Origin of the sequence: Bariatricus massiliensis (assembly GCF_900086725.1) — a bacterium.
Taxonomy (GTDB): domain Bacteria; phylum Bacillota; class Clostridia; order Lachnospirales; family Lachnospiraceae; genus Allocoprococcus; species Allocoprococcus massiliensis.
Genome location: NZ_LT574837.1, coordinates 37254 through 56775 on the forward strand (window position 1 = coordinate 37254; position 19522 = coordinate 56775).

The following is a 19522-nucleotide window of genomic DNA, read 5'->3' on the forward strand; positions in this document are numbered from 1 at the left end:
TCCCCTTTATTCGTCTAGCCGGCATTCACCTGCCGCACCTGTTCTTCTGCCTCACAATGTACTTCCTGTTCTCCCTCAGCCCGTGTATCAGCCTGCAGCTCCTCACGGAGAGATGTCAACATTGCACATAAGTCGTACAAATCAATCCGAATGAGATGTAGGTTATCTTCAGCCTTCGCCTTGGCCACATGAAGCCGCTCTAAACAATCCGCATAACGCGCTCTCTCCTCTGTGATAGACATGACATTGCTCTGTCCAATCTGCCGTCCGGCCTCCTCAGCATTTCTAATAATCTGTTCCGCCTCTGTACGGGCACGTAAAAGTATCTCCTCCTTACATTTCTGGGTATCCGAAATACTACTGGCAAGAATGTCTGTCTGGCTCCGGTATTCCGACCGTTCTCTGGTGACCCTTCTCAGCTTTTCCTCCAACTCCCTGATGCGCTTCTGGTCCCTTTTTCTGGTTTCCACCACCGAGTTGGCCTTGCCGGCAAGCTCTCTGATTTTCTTTTCATTTCTGGCGATTGCCTCTTCCCTATTGTCATACTCTTCTTCCAGAAGTGCGCTGTAGCGTGCCATCTCGTCCTGATACATCTCATTCAATTCTTGCATGGACTCATAGACATCTGAAATGCTGACACCAAAAAACTGCTTTCTAAATTGTACCCGATCGATATATGCCGCTATCTCATCTAGTTTTTTCCTTTTTCCATTCATAATTGTCACCCCTTAAATTATTTGTTCTCCCACATTGAATAGTAGCTTGAATCAAAATCCATGATTTCCTCTTTTGTGTTTAAAATCGGCTCGGCTCTGAATTCGACCAGAACATGAAGCGACCGTGTTACATTTTTCAGGTATATGCTCCCGTTCCCTTCATCAAATCTTGCCGTTATCTGTTCCATGCCAATCTTCCTCTCCTCGCCGGATATGTCCGACACGGCCAGCGTACACACATTGCCTTCCTCATCACACAGCGTAATTCTTGCCAGCCTGTTATGCATCTTTGCCGCACATTTAAGCGACACCTCCGCTCCTGTAGCCATATCCGCTCTGACATTCAACGATATCCTTGCAGATTGTGTATTCTCCCCTGTGATATCCGGTGCCTTGCCGCCCTCTGCAACCCCGGCCTTTCCATTGACTGCCCGTGCAGTTACCTGAATCTGAGCATCTTTTTCTGGCTTCTTGCTCCCAGACGCACCTTCCGCACGAAAGCCTGCATTAAGATAATAGATATCTTCTTTATCCAGTGTGATAACAGTGCTTCCCGTATTCGGATTGAACTTGGAGGAGTTCTCCCTTGTTCCGTAATCTGCTTCTACGAAATGGTATGCCTTCTCTTCCTCCGGCAGTCTGGCTGTCACGGTGTATCTGCCTGCCGACGGAACTGTCAGCATGTAATTTCCTGTGCTATCCGTAGCTGCACTCCAAATCCGCCCGGATGTCCCGGACGCCGTTATGAGCGCACCTTCCCGTGGCCTGTCTCCGTCTGTCAGAACATTGTTCCCGGCAGAGGAGAGATCCTCCCACACACTTCCACTTACCTGATAGTCTGTAAGTCTGTAGCTGATAAGTGGTAAATATCCTCCTTCCTGTCCATAAAGATAATCTTCTGCATCACCCATTTTTGTATTAAAATACCCTCCACAATAGGTAATGAACTGCCCAGTCTTTGTCTTTTCCGGGCTTCTATAATGTAAAACCGGATAAACTCTTTCACCTGCCTCAAGAACAGGAATCCGGATTCTTACCATGGTTACATCACTCCAATTATCCACCGAAGCTGTGTAGCCACCCACCTCTGTTCCGTCCGCAGCATATTCCGGTATATCCTCGGTGGTATAAGTTATCTCAGTTTCCTTCGGTGCGTCCTTAAGCTCCACTGCTCCGGTTAGCTCCAAATCACAGGTGGAGACAGGCGACTCCTTTATACTGCTTGTCCCGTCCGCAGCAGCTTTGTACAGAACCTGCTGTCCGGCCTTTGGTACCGGTATATAGATGACCCAGTCTCTTGTAGGCTTATCCGGGTCAGACAGAATTGTGAGTTGAAGACCATAGTCTTCATTGTCATGCCCCATAAGTTCCGTACCGTATTTCTCATTTTGGATTCCAAGCGCCCCGATTCCGAGCTCGTTGGCTTCCAGAATCTCCTGTCCTCCTTCAATACAAGGTTCCCATTTATACAGTTCGCTGGTAAGTTCCTCGAAGAGCTCTGTGTCCCCGGTCACTGTATTGGATAGTCTGACCGCTGCATGACCCTCCCGTGGCATGAACTTTGCGGTACCGGTAAAATCCGTCCAGACTGTCCGCACCGGCTGTAGCCCTTTTGACGCTCCTGTCTGCGGGCAAGCTCTCAGTGTGAATTCTATTTCCAACTCCACATTGTCTGTGTGGAATATCTCGTCATAATCAACTGCCGTTATTTCCAAAATCGAGTTACCATTTAACAGCTTTCTCTTCTGCCATTGGATATCTGCGTTGGTTCCATTCACCTTAGCGCTTCCGGCTTCGCAGACATATCCCGAGTCGATTTCCATAAGAAATACAGGTTCTCTGATGTCAAATTCCCGTCCTGCCGGATTTGTCACATGATAGCTCTGGCTCATGGAGACCACAAACTCCTCCCCCTGATATACGCTGCTGTCACTTATCTCTATCGCACCTGTGCTAAGGCCGGTTATAATTACCCCGCTCTTGCCGCTGATGGCCGTACTCTTACCGGATGCCTCATAGCGGCTGCGGTTGTCCGCCCCAAATGATACATGGATATCATAAGCGGTATACTCATCTCCCAGATATTTTCCCGTCAATCTGGAATGTGGATTGGGATTCCCCAGAAGTTTTATGGTATAGTCTGTTGTCGGGGTAAAGGCTGGGAAGTTTTCCCATACAATTTTAAGTCCCGTCACATACTCTCCTTCGTCTAGACTCAGCCTTTCATGTGAGGCAAGAATAATCTGCTCTCTTTGATTGGTGGTAACATACCACTGAGAAAACAAAGTGTTAGGTGAGACCTCAAATCCAGTAATCATCGCTAAAAGCTCCGGGTCTGTCCCCGTAAAATCAATGACAGGATGCTCATAGGTCACTCTGTCCATGCTTTCTATGCGGGACAGGCTGACGGTTCCAAGTGTCACATTCACTGCGCCGCTGTCTGTCTGCTCTCCTGACATATCTGCCACCGACATGACTTCTTTATCTATTGGGTATACAAACGCTGCGGTAAGGCCTTCTGCGTCCCTCTCCTGCTCCGCATTTTCCGCATTGAACACTGCCCGCATCCCATAACGGCCGCCCTTAAGCAATGTCCCGTCCAGCGATAATTGCTCTGGAATCCGCTCAGACATCAATACGACGCGGAACTGGTAAGCTCCATTGCCTCGGCATAAATCCAGCTCATCGCACCGAACCGTAAGTGTGGTAAGATACTCTCCCTCCTCCAGAGTAAAATGCAGCTCCCGGGTTTCTCCCGGTACGCTCTCCCGGCGTTCCTCCGGGTGCAGGTTGGTCGTATAGGTAAGAACCAGTGTCCGGACAGCTGAGGAGCCGCTGTACTGGAAACGGATGTAGTCGGTCAGGCTCAATCCTTCTTTGCCTTCGACGGTTAGTACTGCGTCTGCATAGACCTGTGTGTCAAGGCGGCTATTGTCCCCCGACAGGCAGATGGATGCAAGCTGTTCATCCTTCATCCCAATACGGGCATTTATTGTCTCCAGATTGTCTATCGCTAAGTTGATATTATCTTTTTCCTTCCTTGCAATCGTAAAGGGTATCGAGTCTTCATAATCCGGTGTTCCCGCCTCATGAGCTGTCGCCTTTATATAAAGCTGTGTTGTACAGCCGTTTTCTATAGCGGAGCCATTCTGGTACGCTTCTTGGATATGTGCCTGAAAGTTCACATGGAGATATGTTTGATGAAGTAAGCTCCCGCACAATCTTATGCTTGTGACATATTCATCCTCAGAAAGGGCGGGAATCTCTTCTGCCGTAATTGTTCTGTTTTTATTTGTCCTGATTGCTTTTGTGTGAACGGATGCCATACCAGTGATTTCGCCAAGCGCTGTTAGCCTCAGTTCTTCCGGAAGCTCCAGTGTTACCTCCGCATGCTCTATGTTGTAGGCGGAAGGTTCCACGTTGACAGTGAAACTACCACTTATATCCGTCCCGGCCCACTGTATGGAATTCGAAAGTCCGGAGTGTGACGTGAACGCCATCTCCTTCTTATATGCTGTAGCATCAAGTGAAAGACTGCTCTCGTACAGTGTCCGTCCGCCTGCAATGACTGCCAATGCACCGGAGGATTCGTAGCGCTTTCCCGCGAAAAGCATGCTGGTCTGCGTGTTCTCTTCCCGGCAGCTTATGGTAAGCTCTGTCACATTATCTGCTGTGTAGCCGTTTTGCATGGCCTCGTGTATCTCCGGGGTCTTTGGCACAAGGCTCCAGAAGCCTTCCTCCTCGCTGATATTAAAGTGCTGCGCCAGCTCGTCTCCCTTGTATGCCACATTGTTAACTAAAATCTGTGTTATCCCGGTGATCAGCGTATACTGTCCACTTTTTAGCAGCTTCGGTACCTGTATCAGGAAATCCTCGTCACTTTTTGTCTGCTTGCCCTTTGTTACGGTCAGCTTATATTCTGCCGCCGTATATGCCGCACGGTTTCCGGGGAGCTGTACACTCTCCCATGTCTGCTCCGGCTTAAAGTCTATACTGTATCTGGCTTCCGGCAGCGCGGCTGTCTTAAGCTCCAGCGTTCGTGTGAATACAACCTGTTCCCCGTCAAGTCTCTCCATATAAAATCTATAACTTGCCGGGCCGCTGCACGCATTCCGGTACAAAAGCTCTTTATTCTGCTTTACTTGAATGTCAAATACAACCATCTTATCCGACGGCTCATCAAAACTGATTTCCAGAATGTTTCCTGCCAGATTGACCTCCGAGACAGACTCTATGTCCGCCGCCCCCGGTACCTTCACCGCCTCAAAGCCTTCCGGGATGCTGAGTCTTAGCTTCTGCTCCGTCTCCTGTGCCGATAATTCACATCGGAGGGTAAGGTTGATATACTCCTCCTGCCCGGGTATCAGATGCTCTTTGTCTATGGATTGTCCCGCCGACAAGCTGAGCTCACCTGAGACACTGCCCCTCGGCTGCGTCCTCCGGGATATGCTGTCCGGCTTATCTTCTTCTGTGTCCTGAGCCTGACTGTCCGGCTTGTTCCCTTCTGAGTCCTTAGCTATTCCGCCTCCGGTTTTTTCCGAAACATCCGGCGTGGTTCCGTCTCCGGTATTATCTGTCGTATCCTGCGATGTCCCGCTTCCAATATTCTCCGCGGTATCTCCTGCCGAAGATTCCTCCGTTATCTCAGACACGTCATAGACAACCTCCTGCTCCTGTTCTTCCGTTCCTTCTGTCTGCGATACGGATATCCGGTATTTTACCCGGAATGTAACCGTTCCGTTTCTATGTGCCTCATATGTAACTACATTCCTTATTCCACTCTCTGTTGTATGCCGGAATCCGGGTGTGTTCCCCGTGTCCTCCGGCTCGACCTTTGTTCCGTCAGGGAGAATGATTTCTGACAAAAGGACTCCCTCTTTTTCTATAATCTCTAGAGTAATATCCGCAGATTCTCCGTTTCCTTCGAGTTCCTCCGTGACAGTATACTCAAATGCGTCCTCTATCCCACCCACGTCATCGGCGGAATCATTGCCGCTTGCTATGACATTTTGCGGTACGGAGAGTGTGAGAATTCCAACCAATGCTATCGCTATCGTTTTTTTCATATGCTCCCGCCTCCTTTCTCTTAATCATCTTCAATCACCTGCATAAATCCACTCAGAATTGGTCGATAATACTCCCCTGTCCCAGCTCCTGCTTGATGACAGGACTGATGCCGTCTATATCTTTAAGTTTGCCGTTTGTATATATCTTCAGAATAATTCCTGTAGCAATTACAGACACCAGAAGCATTCCTGTAGCAATACACCATATCATCTTCACCGTCTGCCTTCCCTTCTTTTTCTCAACATGAGTTTGTATCTGTACAATACCTTGAAATCCGAGTAAATACTTATTGAAAATCCAGCCAGCGCCGTCATCGTTAGTACAATGTTAGCTGCTGTGAACATGTTCAGTACATTGCTGCTTGTCAGAGCAATTCCACCGAGGATTTTTTCACTTTCCGCTTCCCCCTTGCTGCCTGACTCTCCGGCTTCTGATATCAGCTTTACATTCACCGAAATATAGTTTTTATCTTTATCGTTTTCGTCTATATAAAATGTTACACTTGTTTCCTTCGACGTCTCCCCAGCTTCCAGCCTCATTGCATTCAACTCTCCTATATCTACATAGTAGGTGCCTTCATAGGTAAGCCATGGCTCTTTCCAGTTGCTTTCACGGAACTCTCTGGTTAGGAGTTGGCTTTCTTCTGTCAACTTTTCCTCTATTACCCCATCCTGCACCCATTCTTCTTTTTGTTCTTCTGTCACTGTCACATCCTTTGCCTGCATGCAATATCCCTGCCAATCTATATGATGCTCATAATAGTCTGCTTTTGCTATACCAGCTCCTGCCAATGTGATTCCGAGAATACAGGCAACCGCCATCCCGATTCCTTTCTTCTTCACAGGACTTCCCCCAATCCCTCGTATCGTTCAAAAAGTTCCTTTACAGTGGCAAATTTACCGCGTGCCAGTGCCAAAACTGTCCCGTCCTGAAGAATGACCTGGTTGTACCTGACAGCGGCAATGTATCTCACAGAAACGATACATGAGCGGTGTATCCTAACAAACCCTCTTCCTGTTAGATGCTGTTCAATCTTGCCCATGCGGGAGAAGAATTCAAAGGACTGATTATGTCCGTAATGGACTGTCACCCACCGGTCGGTCACCATGAAATAGCTGATATCCCGCACCGGAACAATCACACGCTCCCCTGCACAGGTGAAAACAATCGTATCCTGTTGTTTTTTCTCGGACTCCAATATGGCACGTCCGACTATATCTTCAAACCGCTCTTTGGTGCAATTTGATTCCAGAACATAGTGAAATGCCTGTACATCAAATGCCCTGTCCCATTGATCCGGTATATCGGTGAGGAATATCGCCTCTCCTCGAAACCCGTTCTTCTTCATCCGGTTCACCACTTCAAACCCTGTAATGTTCGGAAACGATACGTCCAACAACAGTAAATCAATACTGTATTCTATATCGGAAATCTTAAAAAGCATATCCTCCGCATCTCCAAAAACGCGAATATCCGTCTGGTAATTATTCTTTTTTACAAATGCCTGCAGCATCGGAAGATGCCTGTCTCTGGCAACATCTTTTTTGCAAAAAATTATGTTCATCACCTTCACCTCTTGCATTTTCCTTTTATCAGGGAGTTCTATTTTGTCCGTTTTCATTTTAATTGAGATTTCCTTTCTTGTGCGCCTGACTGTCATGAACCGCAAAAAAAAGTTGCTGAAACGCAATTTTTTCTCTTTTTCGCCATATTTCGCACACTCTTTACATTTATTGACCGAGGGTATGCATTGTATTAGCTGACTCTGCGTGATTTAATTTCATAAGACATTTTAGGCGAAATACTATTCCGCATCTCGAAGTCTGTCGTAATCGGTCGTTTTCAGGGAGTATGCGGGTGAAATTCAAAGCATAGTGTGTGGTTAAATAAAATTAAATCTAAATCTGCAACAATAAAAAGGACTGCTTGCGCAGTCCTCAATTTAGGAGGGAACATGTAATGTATACAATAGCACTTTGTGATGATAGTCTTGATGCGCTAGATCGTTACAGCTGCCTTATTCGTAGAATCGCGAGAAGGAGAAGACTTGATATACGCATTTTGACATTCGTAAATGCTGAGAATCTATTGTTTCTGATATCTGAATATCCAGAACATATTGACGTCCTTTATCTTGACATCAACATGCCGGAAGTGGACGGTCTGACTGCCGCTAAACGACTCCGCCAGCTTGGCTGTCAGACCGAAATTATTTTTCTCACTGTCTGGAAGAAATATGTCTTTGATTCCTTTGAGGTCCGTCCATTCCGCTATCTGTTAAAGGATAAGCTTTCCCCTGCCGAGTTCGAAACGGTTCTTCTAGAAGCACTTGACTCCTGTTCCGCCCACACGATGCAGACATACATACTAAAAACTCCGTCTTGTATTATCCGCCTAAATATCCACAATATAATTTTTCTTGAAGTATACGATAAAACGATTACTATCCACTGTCAGGATAAAACCTATAACTTTCGTGATACCTTCACCCGGATGTGTCGGGAATTCGAGCCTTACGGATTCTTGAAAATAAGCCAATGTTACTGTATAAATCCCACCTTTATTCAGGAGGCTTACAACAACTCTATCACTCTTCGAAACGGCCTTGTCCTTCCCATATCCCGCCGATACAAAAAACTGGTGATGCAGGCCTTAGAACATCTGACCTGATACCGACTCTTAGCAGCTGCTCTTACAGCGACAATGTGTAGGTATAGTTTGTCTGTAATACATAAGCTCCGTTGTCCTTGCCGGAATTCATCTCTCTTTCGAAGGAAAGATCGCCAAACATGTCTTCTATACCAAACCACTGATCTACACCCATAATCAGTGTGATTTTGTAGCTTCCGGCAGGAAGGCTGATGTTATATCCTTCGCCTGCCGCCATGAAGATATCTGCCACAGCAGTGTCATCCGTAGTCCTAATCCGCAATATAATGGGCAACTTCTCTGTAGCGGAAGTCCTCGAAATTTCGATTGGGCAGTCCATCCCTGCGTAGGCTTCATTTCTGTACAGCTCCCCTGTAGACGGCATCGGCTGGATACAGGACTGCGCTTTCTCAGCTGAATCTTCGAAGTCTGGAATCTCTTGAAATGCATTATACGCCTCGTAGTACTCTGACGCATCCAGCAGAGCCTGTGCATCCGCATATGCCAGCTTGTTCCCGCAGAATTCTTCCTGCTTGCGGGAATCCTTGTACTCATAAGCAGAGTCTGTAAGCTCCTCAAACAAGGCGCGAGCCTCCCCATACTTCTCTTCTTTCATCAGTGCAATTGCCTCATTGTATTGAATTCCCATGTCACATATGTTTTTCTTCTTCTTGGAGTCCTTGTAATCGTCCAGCTTCTCAAATATCTTTCCGGCCTGTTCGAACTTCTCCGCTTTCAAAAGGCTTACTGCCTCTTTATAGTTGTAGTTTCGCACCGCCATGAAGGAGAGTGGTATTGCCGCAGCTATGACTGCAACTATCACTGCGGCGATGATGCCATTCCGCAGCTTCTTACTTTTCTCTTTCTGGCATTTTTCACATATCATTTGTCTATTCTACATTACTGCTGTCCTCGGTCAGGTATATGACTCCCAGCCAGTAGTACCCGTACAGTTCGCTGCTTCCGGCCTCCTGTGCCGCCGCCTGACCGATTTGATTGAACATCACATCATCCAAGTTATAGTCTGTCCGCAGAACCGCCGTTCCTTCTGTCTTCAACTGCTCTGCAAGTGGGCCTGTCACGGACCCAGTATCAAAATATTTCTGATTCACTCTGTAATATTCCTTGTCCTCCGTGGTCGCCTCGTAGTCCTTTATTACACTGTTGAGCAGATATAAATCGTCCTCTACCAGAACCTTATCCGCCGCCTGATTGGAGAGATTCAAAAGTGCGTTTGATATAAACTCATTATCATTGTTTGTGCTGTCTACAATCTGCCACTGTCCGTCTACATTTACCTTATTCCATGCATGGGGAACCGTTCCGTCCAGATAGCCTGTCACAACAATGCTTTCCAGTCCTGCCGCATCTGCGAGGAGTTTTAATGAACCCGCATAGCTGGCGCAGACACCTTTTTTATTGATAAGAATACCATAAGGGGTAAAGGAGTCGCTGAATTCCTCATCCACCGTCACGAAATCATTTTCCTCTGCATTCGCCAGTGCGTCCATATCATATTCTGCGCTGGCACACAAGTACTCATTGATTGCAAATTCCTTGTCCACATCACTCATGTCGTCTGTGATGATTTCTCCAATGACAGACTCCACTTCATTACGGATTGCCTCCTGTTTCTTATGCATGGTTTCTGTATCTGTGTCATATTCCACAAGCAGAAGCTTACCATTTTTAGCAATTGACGCACTTTTTGCCCCGAGAATCAACGGATTCTGATAGACAGCCTCCATCCACGCATCCGCAAGGTATTCCTGATCTGCGCTCTCCGGGAAGCGGCTTAAGTCAATTTTAGCATTTCCCGAGAGCATATTGGCTGCCAGATATTCGCTCAATGCGCAGTTCGCCGATATTTTGTCTCCTGACTCTTGAACCTCTACACTTTCCTTATTCGTGGCGCTATCCTCATTGTCTTCTGCCGCAGTCTCTACATCCGGCTGACGGCTTCCGCCTCTGTTTCTCAGCTTTTCCTGCCGTTCGCGCACCTTGTCAAGCTCAGCTTCCCATGTCTTTTCATCAAATTCTTCAAGCTTGACAACACCTGTGTAACCGGTGCCGTCGATGGTGTAGGGTACATTTAAAATATCCAGCTCCTTTGTCTCCAAATCCGACATATCGGGATTCTCATACTGAGCCCATGTTTCCTTTTTGACCTTTGCCTTATCAAAATCATAATTGATCAGCTTCTGAACCAATGTTCCGTCACACATAGTAACCCATTTGTAGGCCGGCATGCTGTCAAAGCTTTGGGCGTAGTTAGAGCCTTCTTCGTCCAGACTCATTTTCACCTCTTCCGTGTAAGGTACCTTTCTTGCGATTTCTTCCAGACTGAAGGTATTGCTGACTGCAGATGTGCCATCGTCTGACGCGGCTATAACACAGTAATAGGTATCGCTTGCCCTCTCCTTTGGAATAGCCTCAGTCCCTTCTCCGTATTGCTCGATGATGTAATCCTCACTACGTTCGGCCTCTGACACATCATAGGTTCTGAGATGCGTGGCTTCCTCAGGCGTCCATGAGGTCTCATCCGTAATTCCTTGAACCCAGCCGTTTCCATAATAGCCTCTTTCCTCCGTGTAATCCATGCTCATCACATAGTAGGTGTCTGCTCCCGCTACCTCATCCCATGTAAATGTGGGAAGACCCTCCTCGTTAATCTCCATCCGTACCTTCGGCGCGCTTTGAAGCTCATGCTTGACAGTAAACACGGTGACAAGTGGCTTTTCCAGAGTCTCTCCTGTGTCCGTATCTACGTATTGAACCAGATAATACTGTGGCAGATTCCCCCAGTCCTTCAGCTCTCCTTTATCGAACAGATGATAGGACACTGGGTCGTTTCCCGGCGTATCCTTGTCAAGCTCGGCATTGGAAATGGTGCCTGCCGGCGCCTTGGGAGGTGTGATGGATAAGACCTTGCTTGCTTCGTCCCACTCAAAATGTGTCCCTATGCTTTGTGTCAGTTCTGCGTCCTGAAAGACTTCAACTAACTGGGTGTAATCATCAAATCTGTCATTTTTAATATCAACCCCCCACTGCACTTCAAGCGGCTGGTCTCTTTCAATATCTGTGACTCCTTCCTGATACTCTTTTGTCTCTGACTTTGCGTATTTGTCCTTGATGGAGCTTGCCATCTTATCTGCGCTTACCTTTGCCGTCTCTTCGTCCGCTCCTGTACCGGTTTGTTCCTGCTTCTTGCAGCCTGCCGCCGACAGCAGCATTGCCAAGCACAGAAGCATACTGATGATTCTTTTTCGTTTCATACTCGTTCTCTCCTCTATTTCTTCTCTATTTTTCTCTATTTCGTCTTTGCGTGTCCTTCCATTTCCGGGTAGTTCTCTGCATTCATGCTATAACAATTATCCTCTTCATCCTTTAAAAGGCCCTCTTCTAGCTTCTCATCTCTTGGGTCGTAATCGTCCCCCGCATTTTGACCGCTGTTTTCAGTGTTGTCTGTGTCATCCTCCACATCTGCCTCCTCGGCCTTTTTTGCTTCTTCTGGGATTTTGATTTTATCAACACTGTCATATTTGTCAAAGCGGATATTGACATCCAGCTTATCACCCTTCAGTTCTACACCGTCTTCTTCTATCCTCTTTCCAATTTCATATAACCGGTGGATTCATCTTTCTCGCTTTCGCCGTACAGCTCAAAACACTGCGTTTGCCCCGGCGGCAGCACGCTCATCGTTCCGCTCATATGATATACCGCCGGGTCGTTGGTCATCTCCATATCCATGTCCACCTGAACATTTCCTTCTATGGACTGCGATTTGCGGGATTTTTCCTGTGCCAGTCTTATCACGCTCTGTGGTGTTGCTCTCCGACAGCCTGCCAGCACACTTGTACATATAACTGTCATTCCCATTAACATCATGATTCTTTTCTTCCACTTCATCTTTTATTCTCCCATAGATTCGGCTTTGTACCCTTGGACTGTTTCCAATCAGCGGACAGATCCGTGTCATAGGGAATCGAGTAGGGACCGTCCTCCATTTTCTTTAGTTCTTCGTACACCTTCCAGTGCTCTCCCGACTCTGACCATGAGATGTCGGGGTTGTCCTTCATCCAATAAGTATACCATAGAGGTAGCTCTGCGCCACCTCATCCCAGCTTTCGTACTCCGTCTATAGTGTCTTTGCTATGACGAGAGAGCAATCCAGACATTCCTCCAGATTGATGTATCCTGCCTGATAGCAGTCTCCCAGAACTTGAAGCGCCCTGCAGTAGTCCCATGCGTCGATTCCCTTCTCTCCAAATGCGCGCCATGCCCGCGAGATTGCGATCTGACGGTAGAGTGGGATATCACTTGCCGACGTACCTTTCTTCAGTTCCTCTTCTGACATCTCCAGCAAGCCTTTTTCCTGCATCTCGGCTGCCAGTACACGGTATTTTGTCCGGTGACCTTCTGATACAAGCCAGTCTGTTCCCTCTATGGCGCTTTCTCGATTCTTAATCTCCCATCCGATTAAGAGAGCCTTCCGGATTGACGGTATCAGATGCTCATTCTCTTTTCCAAGTCCTCCGACAATGCCTAAGTCCTTCTTATTGAATTGTGTGTAAATAGCATAGGCGGAGCAGAACCATTGGACTGTGTCGCTGTTGACATCCATCTCCTTGCCTTCAACAGCTATTTCATCCTTTGCCGTGTGAGTGTTGATTTCTCCAATCTTTGTATTCCGGCCGGGTACCGGTTCGATACCAGAGCTGCTGTTATGCAGGACAAAATATCCGCCGGCAAAGAGAAGCAGACACGCGGCTGCCGGAATACCTATATAGCGGAGTGTACGCCTTTCGTTCTTTGTAGTTTTCCGCATTCTCTGTATGGTCGTCTTTTTTAATTCTTCCGGTGCATGTATATTCTCTACTGCCTTTCGATACTTCTCAATATTCACACTCCCTCACTTCCTCTCATTAAAATGTCTTGAAGCCGCTTTCGCGCCCGGCAGACTTCTTAAGGCCTCTGTAATACGGCTGTTCTCTTCCCCGTCCGCCGTCTCCGCCATATTGCCCGGTACTTCTGCCGGCACCACTTTTTTTCTCCACCAGCTTGTCTGTACACTGTTGCAGCAATTAATCGTGACTCGGATGAGCCATGCTTTTAAGTGTTCTTCATCCTTAATATGTGTTCCTGCTTTTATATATTTCAAAAAACTTCGTACTTCTGAACCACTTCCTCTTCCGTCAAATTTCCCACTCCTCTTAACCCTTTCACTATTAATACCACTCTGCGGCCAGAAAGGTTACATATTGATTTTTATACTTTAAAAATAAAAGGGCAGTGGATGGTTGATGCCACACACTGCCATATTGTGTCGTATATCAGAGGATAACTTTTCCCACTACCCTTCCGACTCATCGAGTCCCGCAATATTTATATTACGGTTCGTCTTCGCGTCAATTGTCTCGGCCTTGACTACATCGCCCAAATCAATCCCTGTGGTTTCCTTCATACTTTCAAATAACTTTGACATGACTATAGGCACATTTCCTGCTACGGCGTCCATGCCGTCGGAGCTGCCGCCGCCGATAATGGTAATCTTGTCAATCTGTTTCAGTGGTTCTGCTATACTGCCTGCAATATCCGGCAGTACTTTGATAAGCATTTCCGCCATGGCAGCCTTGTTATACTTCTGGTAAGCCTCGGCCTTTTTCTCCATAGATTCTGCTTCCGCCAGACCTTTGGCCCGGATTGCCGCAGCCTCGGCCTCTCCTTTAGCCTGAATACCTTCCGCCTCCTGTACCATCGAATATTTATTTGCTTCAGCCTGAGCCTTTTTGGCGATTGCCTCCTGTTCAAGAGTATATTTATCCGCTTCCGCTTGAATCTTCATCGCATCGGCTTCCCGCTCCATCTCGAACTTCTTTGCCTCTGCATCCTTCTGTCTTCTGTACAGCTCTCCATCTGAGCGCTGTTGCTGTTCGAACTTTTTCGCTTCTGCTTCTTTCTTCACTTCGGCCTCCAATGCCTTTTCTTTTACCTCGACCTCGCGGGCTTTTAGCTCCACTTCTCTTTCCTGCCGGGCAATATCTGCATTGGCCGTCGTTATCTCTATCTCTTTTCTCTGGGCTTCCTGCTGAATCTTGTATGCCGCATCCGCTTCTGCCTGCTTGATGTCTGCCTGTTTTTTTAATTCTGCCTTTTTGATTGCCAGCTCGTTTTCTCGCTGTGCGATTTCAGTCTGGGATGCGATTTGACGTTCATTTGACAGCTTGTCGGCATCCGCCTGAGCCATGGCGATATCTCTTTCTGACTCTGCCTTTGCAATGGCTGCATCCTTCTTGATTTTGGCGGTATTATCCATACCCATGTCGTTGATGAGGCCACTCTCATCTTCTACGTTCTGGATATTACAAGAAATAATCTCAATTCCAAGCTTGTGCATGTCCACCATTGCCTTGTCCTGCACCTGATTTCCGAACTCATCACGGTTGTTACATATGGTCTTCAAATCCAGTGTACCAATGATTTCCCTCATATTTCCCTGAAGGGAATCCTGAAGATCCAAGATGATTTCCTCCGGTTTTTTATTCAAGAAATTCTTCATGGCCAGCTTAATCATATCCGCTTCAACGCTTACACGTACCTTTGCCACAGCGTCCACCTGAATATTGATGAAGTCGAGTGTAGGGATGAATCCTTCTGTCTTGATATCTATAGTCACCTGTCTTAATGATAATTTATCCAGCCGCTCTAGAAACGGTACACGGATTCCTGCACGGCCAATAAGTATCTTGGGTTCCTTTTTAAAGCCTGAGATGATAAATGCTGTGTCCGGTGGCGCTTTTACATAACCGCACATGCAGATGAGTACGATAATCAAAATTGTCACTACTATAACTATCGCTCCGGGGTTGTCCATTATGTTAAATACAATATCAATCATTTTTCCTCACTTTCTCTTCGACCCTATGTTTGTGTGTTCCTAGGTCCATGTCCGAAAAAATCACGGCAGGTATTCCATATTGCTTTATTTCGCTTCTTGTGATTTACTCCGATTTCTTCTTTTTTTATTACACCTTTCTCAATCGCGATTTGCATTATCTCGATTCCACTCTTGGCCCCTATGTTTCTTGTGTCGAAAAAGTCTATTCCGCTCTGCGGGTGTGCGTTGCCCTTCAGCATATAGCGCAGTTGTCCTACTGTAGTTATTTTGGCACTCTTTAAGCATCTTCTGATTTTTGTGGTGAAACCAAGAACTGCAATATTGGCTTCGTCCTTACCTGTATCTCTTTGCTTTATATATTCTACACATTGCCTGTAAATCTTTTCGTTCAGCCAGCCTTCACTGTAAATGTAATCAATGGCGCATATAGCCTCACTTTTGTCCAAAGACGCTCTCCATAATAAGTCTGCGTCAGATAAATAGGCCGGTATTTTATTTTCATCGCCCACTTTTATCCCTCCTAATTTATTTTTCCTTACTATATTATTTAGCATGTTTTTGAAGAAAAAAGGGGGGTAGTGCTATGAACCGCAAAAAATAGTGCCTGAACTGCAAGCCACATGGACAATTTAAAATTGTTCTCCATGATCATGCATGTTAATATTAAAAAGAAACAAAGTTTTAAAAAAGTTGAGAGGAGATTGTTTATCATGGGAAATATGCAGATTGCTTTGCTAGAACTTTTGAGCGCTGGAGGTCTGGGAGCTGCACTAATAATAACCGGAGTCGTACTTCAGTATTCTAAAAAGACTAATTCAGAAAAATGTACACATTTAACCACGGGGCATATAGTGAAGCACATTTTGAACAGCAACGGAAACATAAAACCTGTTGTGGAATATCAGGTGAATGGGAAGATTTACACGGTTGTCCGGCGCTTTCGCGGCATTATCACCAGAACAAATGTGTCTTTGAATAATTTATATGTAACTAAAGGGGCATATGTGACAGATAAAGATTATCTCTATGTACCAATAGGTACTATAACAAATATGAAACAGATGGCACAAGACTTATGGCCTATAGGAAGTGAGATGACTGTTTATTATAATCCGTCTTTCCCCGAACAGGCATATGCAGAAAAGAAGCCTTTCGGTACATCTTTATTGGTAATTCTATTTTATATTTTGGGTATAGTGATATTGCTTATTTCTGTTATTATTGCAGTGATTATTTTCGTATCATAATTTGGATTTTTATCCCCCATCTGCATTTGACACCGTGGCTCTTCATCACGTCAATAAGATGTTGCCCCGCCTGATTGGCCCAGCCCGCATTGAATACCCCAAAAAGTTTTTCCCCAGAGACGCTCATAATTAGGTATCTCCTTGTCGCAAATCATAAAGCGTGTATGCTTATTGTTGGAATGCCGGACCCGTACTGTCCACCGTCGTCCTCTGACACCCTTGCGGGTTGGTTCAAACCACGAATGATAAATCACGACTTCGTCAATTTCAGAAAGTGGGATTTTTTTCGGATGCAGGAAAGATGGCATATAAAGTAATTCGCAGCAGTTCACCATTCAAAGCCAAACCTCCTAGTGTAATAATTGGAACAGCCTGTCAACCGCTGTTCATTCTAACTGCATCATGGCCCAATACCACGCAAATTAAGATAACTTGCGGAAGGATGATTACACCTACACCCCCCTCAAAAGCATGACACCACCTAGTATAAGAGTACTACACAAAATCAAAACTAAAATTATTATGGTAATCGTCAATTTCTTCCACCGGCCTTCCTTTACAGCCATGACCATAATAGAGAGAACATCAAAAATAAAAAAGAACTGTGCCACGCCCGCTATCACAGAGGATATGATTCCGTGCAGGCCTTCTTTATAGGACTTTATGATATATGCAAGTGTAATGGGTGCAGTGCCGACCATAATCAGCCAGCCGCATATACACAAGACCATTGCCATATACGGTCCCACAAAAATCATGAACGGCACAGGAATAAAGGAAAATACAAGAAACAGAAATACACACCCACCACCAATAATATAGAACGGAATCATACCATATTTGATTAAAATCACACAATTCAACAACTGGTTTCTGTCACATTTTTTTCCCGTAATCAGCATCGCGGCCAGATTGACGATTCCTAAGATAATAGGCCATAACCAGATAATCCACTGCGATATTACACCTGATTTCTCATTCAGTCCAATCTCACTTATGTATGCTGCCAGAAAGATAAAGGTATAAGCGGCTACCACGTATAATGCTCCCAGCACATATATCCAATTTGATTTGCTTTTTTTATATTTGTTTCCCACAGTCTCTCCTCCAATCGTTGAGTTTTCAAAACAAAATTATATTATGGTGATACCAGAGTTCTCCAATCCTTTCATTAATTTCAACGTATCCTTTTCTAACAATTTATCACAAATCCGCAAATAATTGTTTCACATTCACGCGAAACACAACTGTGTCTGTATATTCCAGTTGTACTGCAATTATCGGTATAAGATTATAATGCCGGAAATATCTTATGTATCATCCTTTCACTTTTGGGAAGGAAAAATTGTACCACTGGCCCCGTGAGTAAAATCGCGGCTACGGTTCCAATTCCTACTGTTCCGCCGAGCAACAGTCCGCTCACAGTAAAAAATACATCGCATGCTATCCTTACCCAGCGAAATGAAATCTGTTTCTTCTCATTCAGTTTATCCGTGAGAATCATAGCAATCAAGTCATTGGGGCCAGTTCCCGAATTACTTTTGATTACAATAGACATTCCGAAGCTCAGGATAATGCATCCCGCCGCCATCACGGCGATTCTGAGAGGCATGGCAAGCCCCGCATTTATCCAGTCTTTCAGAAGCCACATAAAGAAGTCGATTATCCATCCCCCGCAAAACGCACAGACAACTGTGCCGGGCTTTACATAACCTTTTGTTGTAAGCACCATGACAATCATAAGACAAATCAATATGATTACATGGCATGTGCCTATGGTCAGTCCTACGCTTCTGGCAATTCCCTGTACGAATATAGTAAAAGTATCCGTCCCAAGCTCTGTGAGCACAAAAAGTGTGACCCCCAGATGGGCAATGATGAGCCCGGCCAGAAGCACGCTTAAGCCCTGTGCCCACTCTTTTCCTGTTCTTGACGATGTGTCCTTTGCGAAATTCTGTTCTGCCATGATATTTCCCCTCCATTTTACTGTAATTGTCAAATTTACAGCAATTCTCAAAAGAAACACGGGCGCCTGCGCTCCCGTGTTCCCGGATATTTCTCCACCTGCAATTATCTGCGTGCCATTTTCAAAATCGGACTTATTTTTTTATAAATCAATAACACCACCAGCGAAACGAGTATTCCCTTCAGTAAATTAAATGGGGCTACAGCAAACACTACCAGTGAGAATAAGTCTGTAATCTTTGCATTCACGCTCGTTCCCATGCCCACCAGCGCATCTATCGGCATTTCAAATGCTTTTGCATAAGCCGGAAGCAGCACATATGCATTGAGGAAGCAGCCTACGACTGTCATGAGGACAGTTCCACTTGCCATGCCTATGAGCGCTCCTTTCCTTGTATGGAACTTGCGGTAAATAATGGCGGCAGGAAGGCAGAACGCGCATCCGATGAGTAAGTTCGCCAAATCTCCCACTCCGGCCGTCGCAGACCCTTTCATAATAAAGTGAATCACCAGCTTCACCAGTTCAATCAGTGCTCCCGCCACGGGCCCCATGGAGAACGCCCCGACCAAGACCGGTACTTCACTGAAATCAATCTGATAAAAGCTCGGTGCGAAGGGCAGCGGAATCTCAAATAACATCAGTATTCCGGCAAGCGCTCCCAGTACCCCTATCTGCGCAATGCTTCTTGTGCTCATTTTTGCTTTTGCATTCGGATTTGTCATTACATTTGTACTCATTCTTGTTTCTCTCCTTTTCATGCTTGATAATTGAATTCGTCAGGAAAGAAAATCTTCTTGGAAATATGAGACTGCGCAGAAGCAGCTTTCCTCTGCACATTGTGTGCATCCCCCGGAGGGTTTTTGTAACATAGGGAAAGAAGTTTCCTATATTATAATAAAGAATGTGCTTTGGCACATTCTCGCGCCGAGAGCGGTCGCTCGCGACATATTACATCTTCGCGCGAGTGCGCCTCCCCCCG

At 45.9% G+C, this 19522-nt stretch carries 19 protein-coding genes; 2 read left to right on the plus strand and 17 right to left on the minus strand.

Annotated elements, in window-relative coordinates:
* Positions 1-14 precede the first annotated feature (14 nt).
* The 5 genes from BN6465_RS06355 to BN6465_RS06370 are packed head-to-tail and all read right to left on the minus strand — an operon-like array spanning position 15 to position 7347.
* Complete coding sequence (locus tag BN6465_RS06355) at positions 15-716, minus strand: hypothetical protein (protein ID WP_066732894.1); 702 nt, start codon at positions 714-716, stop codon at positions 15-17.
* A 17-nt stretch (positions 717-733) separates the two neighbouring features.
* Positions 734-5782: a carboxypeptidase-like regulatory domain-containing protein gene (locus BN6465_RS06360; RefSeq protein ID WP_066732896.1), complete on the minus strand. Its 5049-nt coding sequence runs from the start codon at positions 5780-5782 to the stop codon at positions 734-736.
* A gap of 52 nt (positions 5783-5834) precedes the next feature.
* Positions 5835-5999, minus strand: a complete 165-nt coding sequence (locus BN6465_RS20665; protein WP_154670205.1) for a hypothetical protein — start codon at positions 5997-5999, stop codon at positions 5835-5837.
* On the minus strand, positions 5996-6625 hold the full coding sequence (locus tag BN6465_RS06365; RefSeq protein ID WP_066732898.1) for a hypothetical protein: 630 nt from the start codon (positions 6623-6625) through the stop codon (positions 5996-5998). The genes BN6465_RS20665 and BN6465_RS06365 overlap by 4 nt, the downstream gene beginning before the upstream one ends.
* Positions 6622-7347: a LytR/AlgR family response regulator transcription factor gene (locus BN6465_RS06370; protein ID WP_199882800.1), complete on the minus strand. Its 726-nt coding sequence runs from the start codon at positions 7345-7347 to the stop codon at positions 6622-6624. Before BN6465_RS06370 ends, BN6465_RS06365 begins: the two co-directional genes overlap by 4 nt.
* A gap of 395 nt (positions 7348-7742) precedes the next feature.
* Between BN6465_RS06370 and BN6465_RS06375 the strand changes: the two genes are divergently transcribed.
* Positions 7743-8453 (plus strand): LytR/AlgR family response regulator transcription factor, encoded by a 711-nt coding sequence (locus BN6465_RS06375; RefSeq protein WP_066732902.1) that lies wholly within the window; start codon positions 7743-7745, stop codon positions 8451-8453.
* A 22-nt stretch (positions 8454-8475) separates the two neighbouring features.
* Here BN6465_RS06375 and BN6465_RS06380 read toward each other — a convergent pair whose 3' ends face one another.
* The 9 genes from BN6465_RS06380 to BN6465_RS06410 all read right to left on the minus strand — a co-directional run bounded on the left by BN6465_RS06380 (position 8476) and on the right by BN6465_RS06410 (position 15839).
* Positions 8476-9318, minus strand: a complete 843-nt coding sequence (locus BN6465_RS06380; protein WP_066732908.1) for a hypothetical protein — start codon at positions 9316-9318, stop codon at positions 8476-8478.
* Between the two features lie 4 nt (positions 9319-9322).
* On the minus strand, positions 9323-11707 hold the full coding sequence (locus BN6465_RS06385; RefSeq protein ID WP_066732911.1) for a transglutaminase domain-containing protein: 2385 nt from the start codon (positions 11705-11707) through the stop codon (positions 9323-9325).
* A gap of 35 nt (positions 11708-11742) precedes the next feature.
* Positions 11743-11913 carry a hypothetical protein gene (locus BN6465_RS20670; RefSeq protein WP_154670206.1) on the minus strand — a complete coding sequence of 57 codons (171 nt, stop codon included), beginning with the start codon at positions 11911-11913 and terminating at the stop codon, positions 11743-11745.
* A 119-nt stretch (positions 11914-12032) separates the two neighbouring features.
* On the minus strand, positions 12033-12341 hold the full coding sequence (locus BN6465_RS06390; protein ID WP_066732913.1) for a hypothetical protein: 309 nt from the start codon (positions 12339-12341) through the stop codon (positions 12033-12035).
* Positions 12338-12460 carry a hypothetical protein gene (locus BN6465_RS21315; RefSeq protein ID WP_256278614.1) on the minus strand — a complete coding sequence of 41 codons (123 nt, stop codon included), beginning with the start codon at positions 12458-12460 and terminating at the stop codon, positions 12338-12340. Before BN6465_RS21315 ends, BN6465_RS06390 begins: the two co-directional genes overlap by 4 nt.
* Positions 12461-12570: 110 nt before the next feature.
* Positions 12571-13338, minus strand: coding sequence for a DUF1266 domain-containing protein (locus BN6465_RS06395; protein WP_066732914.1), 768 nt, complete (start codon positions 13336-13338; stop codon positions 12571-12573).
* Positions 13339-13344: 6 nt separating this feature from the next.
* On the minus strand, positions 13345-13593 hold the full coding sequence (locus BN6465_RS06400) for a hypothetical protein (protein ID WP_066732915.1): 249 nt from the start codon (positions 13591-13593) through the stop codon (positions 13345-13347).
* Between the two features lie 192 nt (positions 13594-13785).
* The gene (locus BN6465_RS06405) at positions 13786-15330 is read right to left on the minus strand and encodes a flotillin family protein (RefSeq protein ID WP_082891611.1); all 1545 of its coding nucleotides are present in this window, start codon (positions 15328-15330) and stop codon (positions 13786-13788) included.
* 23 nt (positions 15331-15353) lie between these two features.
* Entirely contained in the window at positions 15354-15839 is a 486-nt protein-coding gene (locus BN6465_RS06410) for a DNA-directed RNA polymerase subunit alpha C-terminal domain-containing protein (protein ID WP_066732916.1), read from the minus strand.
* 201 nt (positions 15840-16040) lie between these two features.
* Here BN6465_RS06410 and BN6465_RS06415 point away from each other — a divergent pair, with 201 nt between their 5' ends.
* Positions 16041-16577, plus strand: coding sequence for a DUF3592 domain-containing protein (locus BN6465_RS06415; protein ID WP_066732917.1), 537 nt, complete (start codon positions 16041-16043; stop codon positions 16575-16577).
* Between the two features lie 452 nt (positions 16578-17029).
* Here the strand turns inward: BN6465_RS06415 and BN6465_RS06420 are convergent, their stop codons facing one another.
* The 3 genes from BN6465_RS06420 to BN6465_RS06430 all read right to left on the minus strand — a co-directional run bounded on the left by BN6465_RS06420 (position 17030) and on the right by BN6465_RS06430 (position 19280).
* Positions 17030-17674, minus strand: coding sequence for a hypothetical protein (locus BN6465_RS06420; protein ID WP_082891612.1), 645 nt, complete (start codon positions 17672-17674; stop codon positions 17030-17032).
* Positions 17675-17868: 194 nt separating this feature from the next.
* Entirely contained in the window at positions 17869-18543 is a 675-nt protein-coding gene (locus tag BN6465_RS06425) for a YczE/YyaS/YitT family protein (RefSeq protein WP_066732918.1), read from the minus strand.
* A 104-nt stretch (positions 18544-18647) separates the two neighbouring features.
* Positions 18648-19280 carry an ECF transporter S component gene (locus tag BN6465_RS06430; RefSeq protein ID WP_066732920.1) on the minus strand — a complete coding sequence of 211 codons (633 nt, stop codon included), beginning with the start codon at positions 19278-19280 and terminating at the stop codon, positions 18648-18650.
* Positions 19281-19522 lie beyond the last annotated feature (242 nt).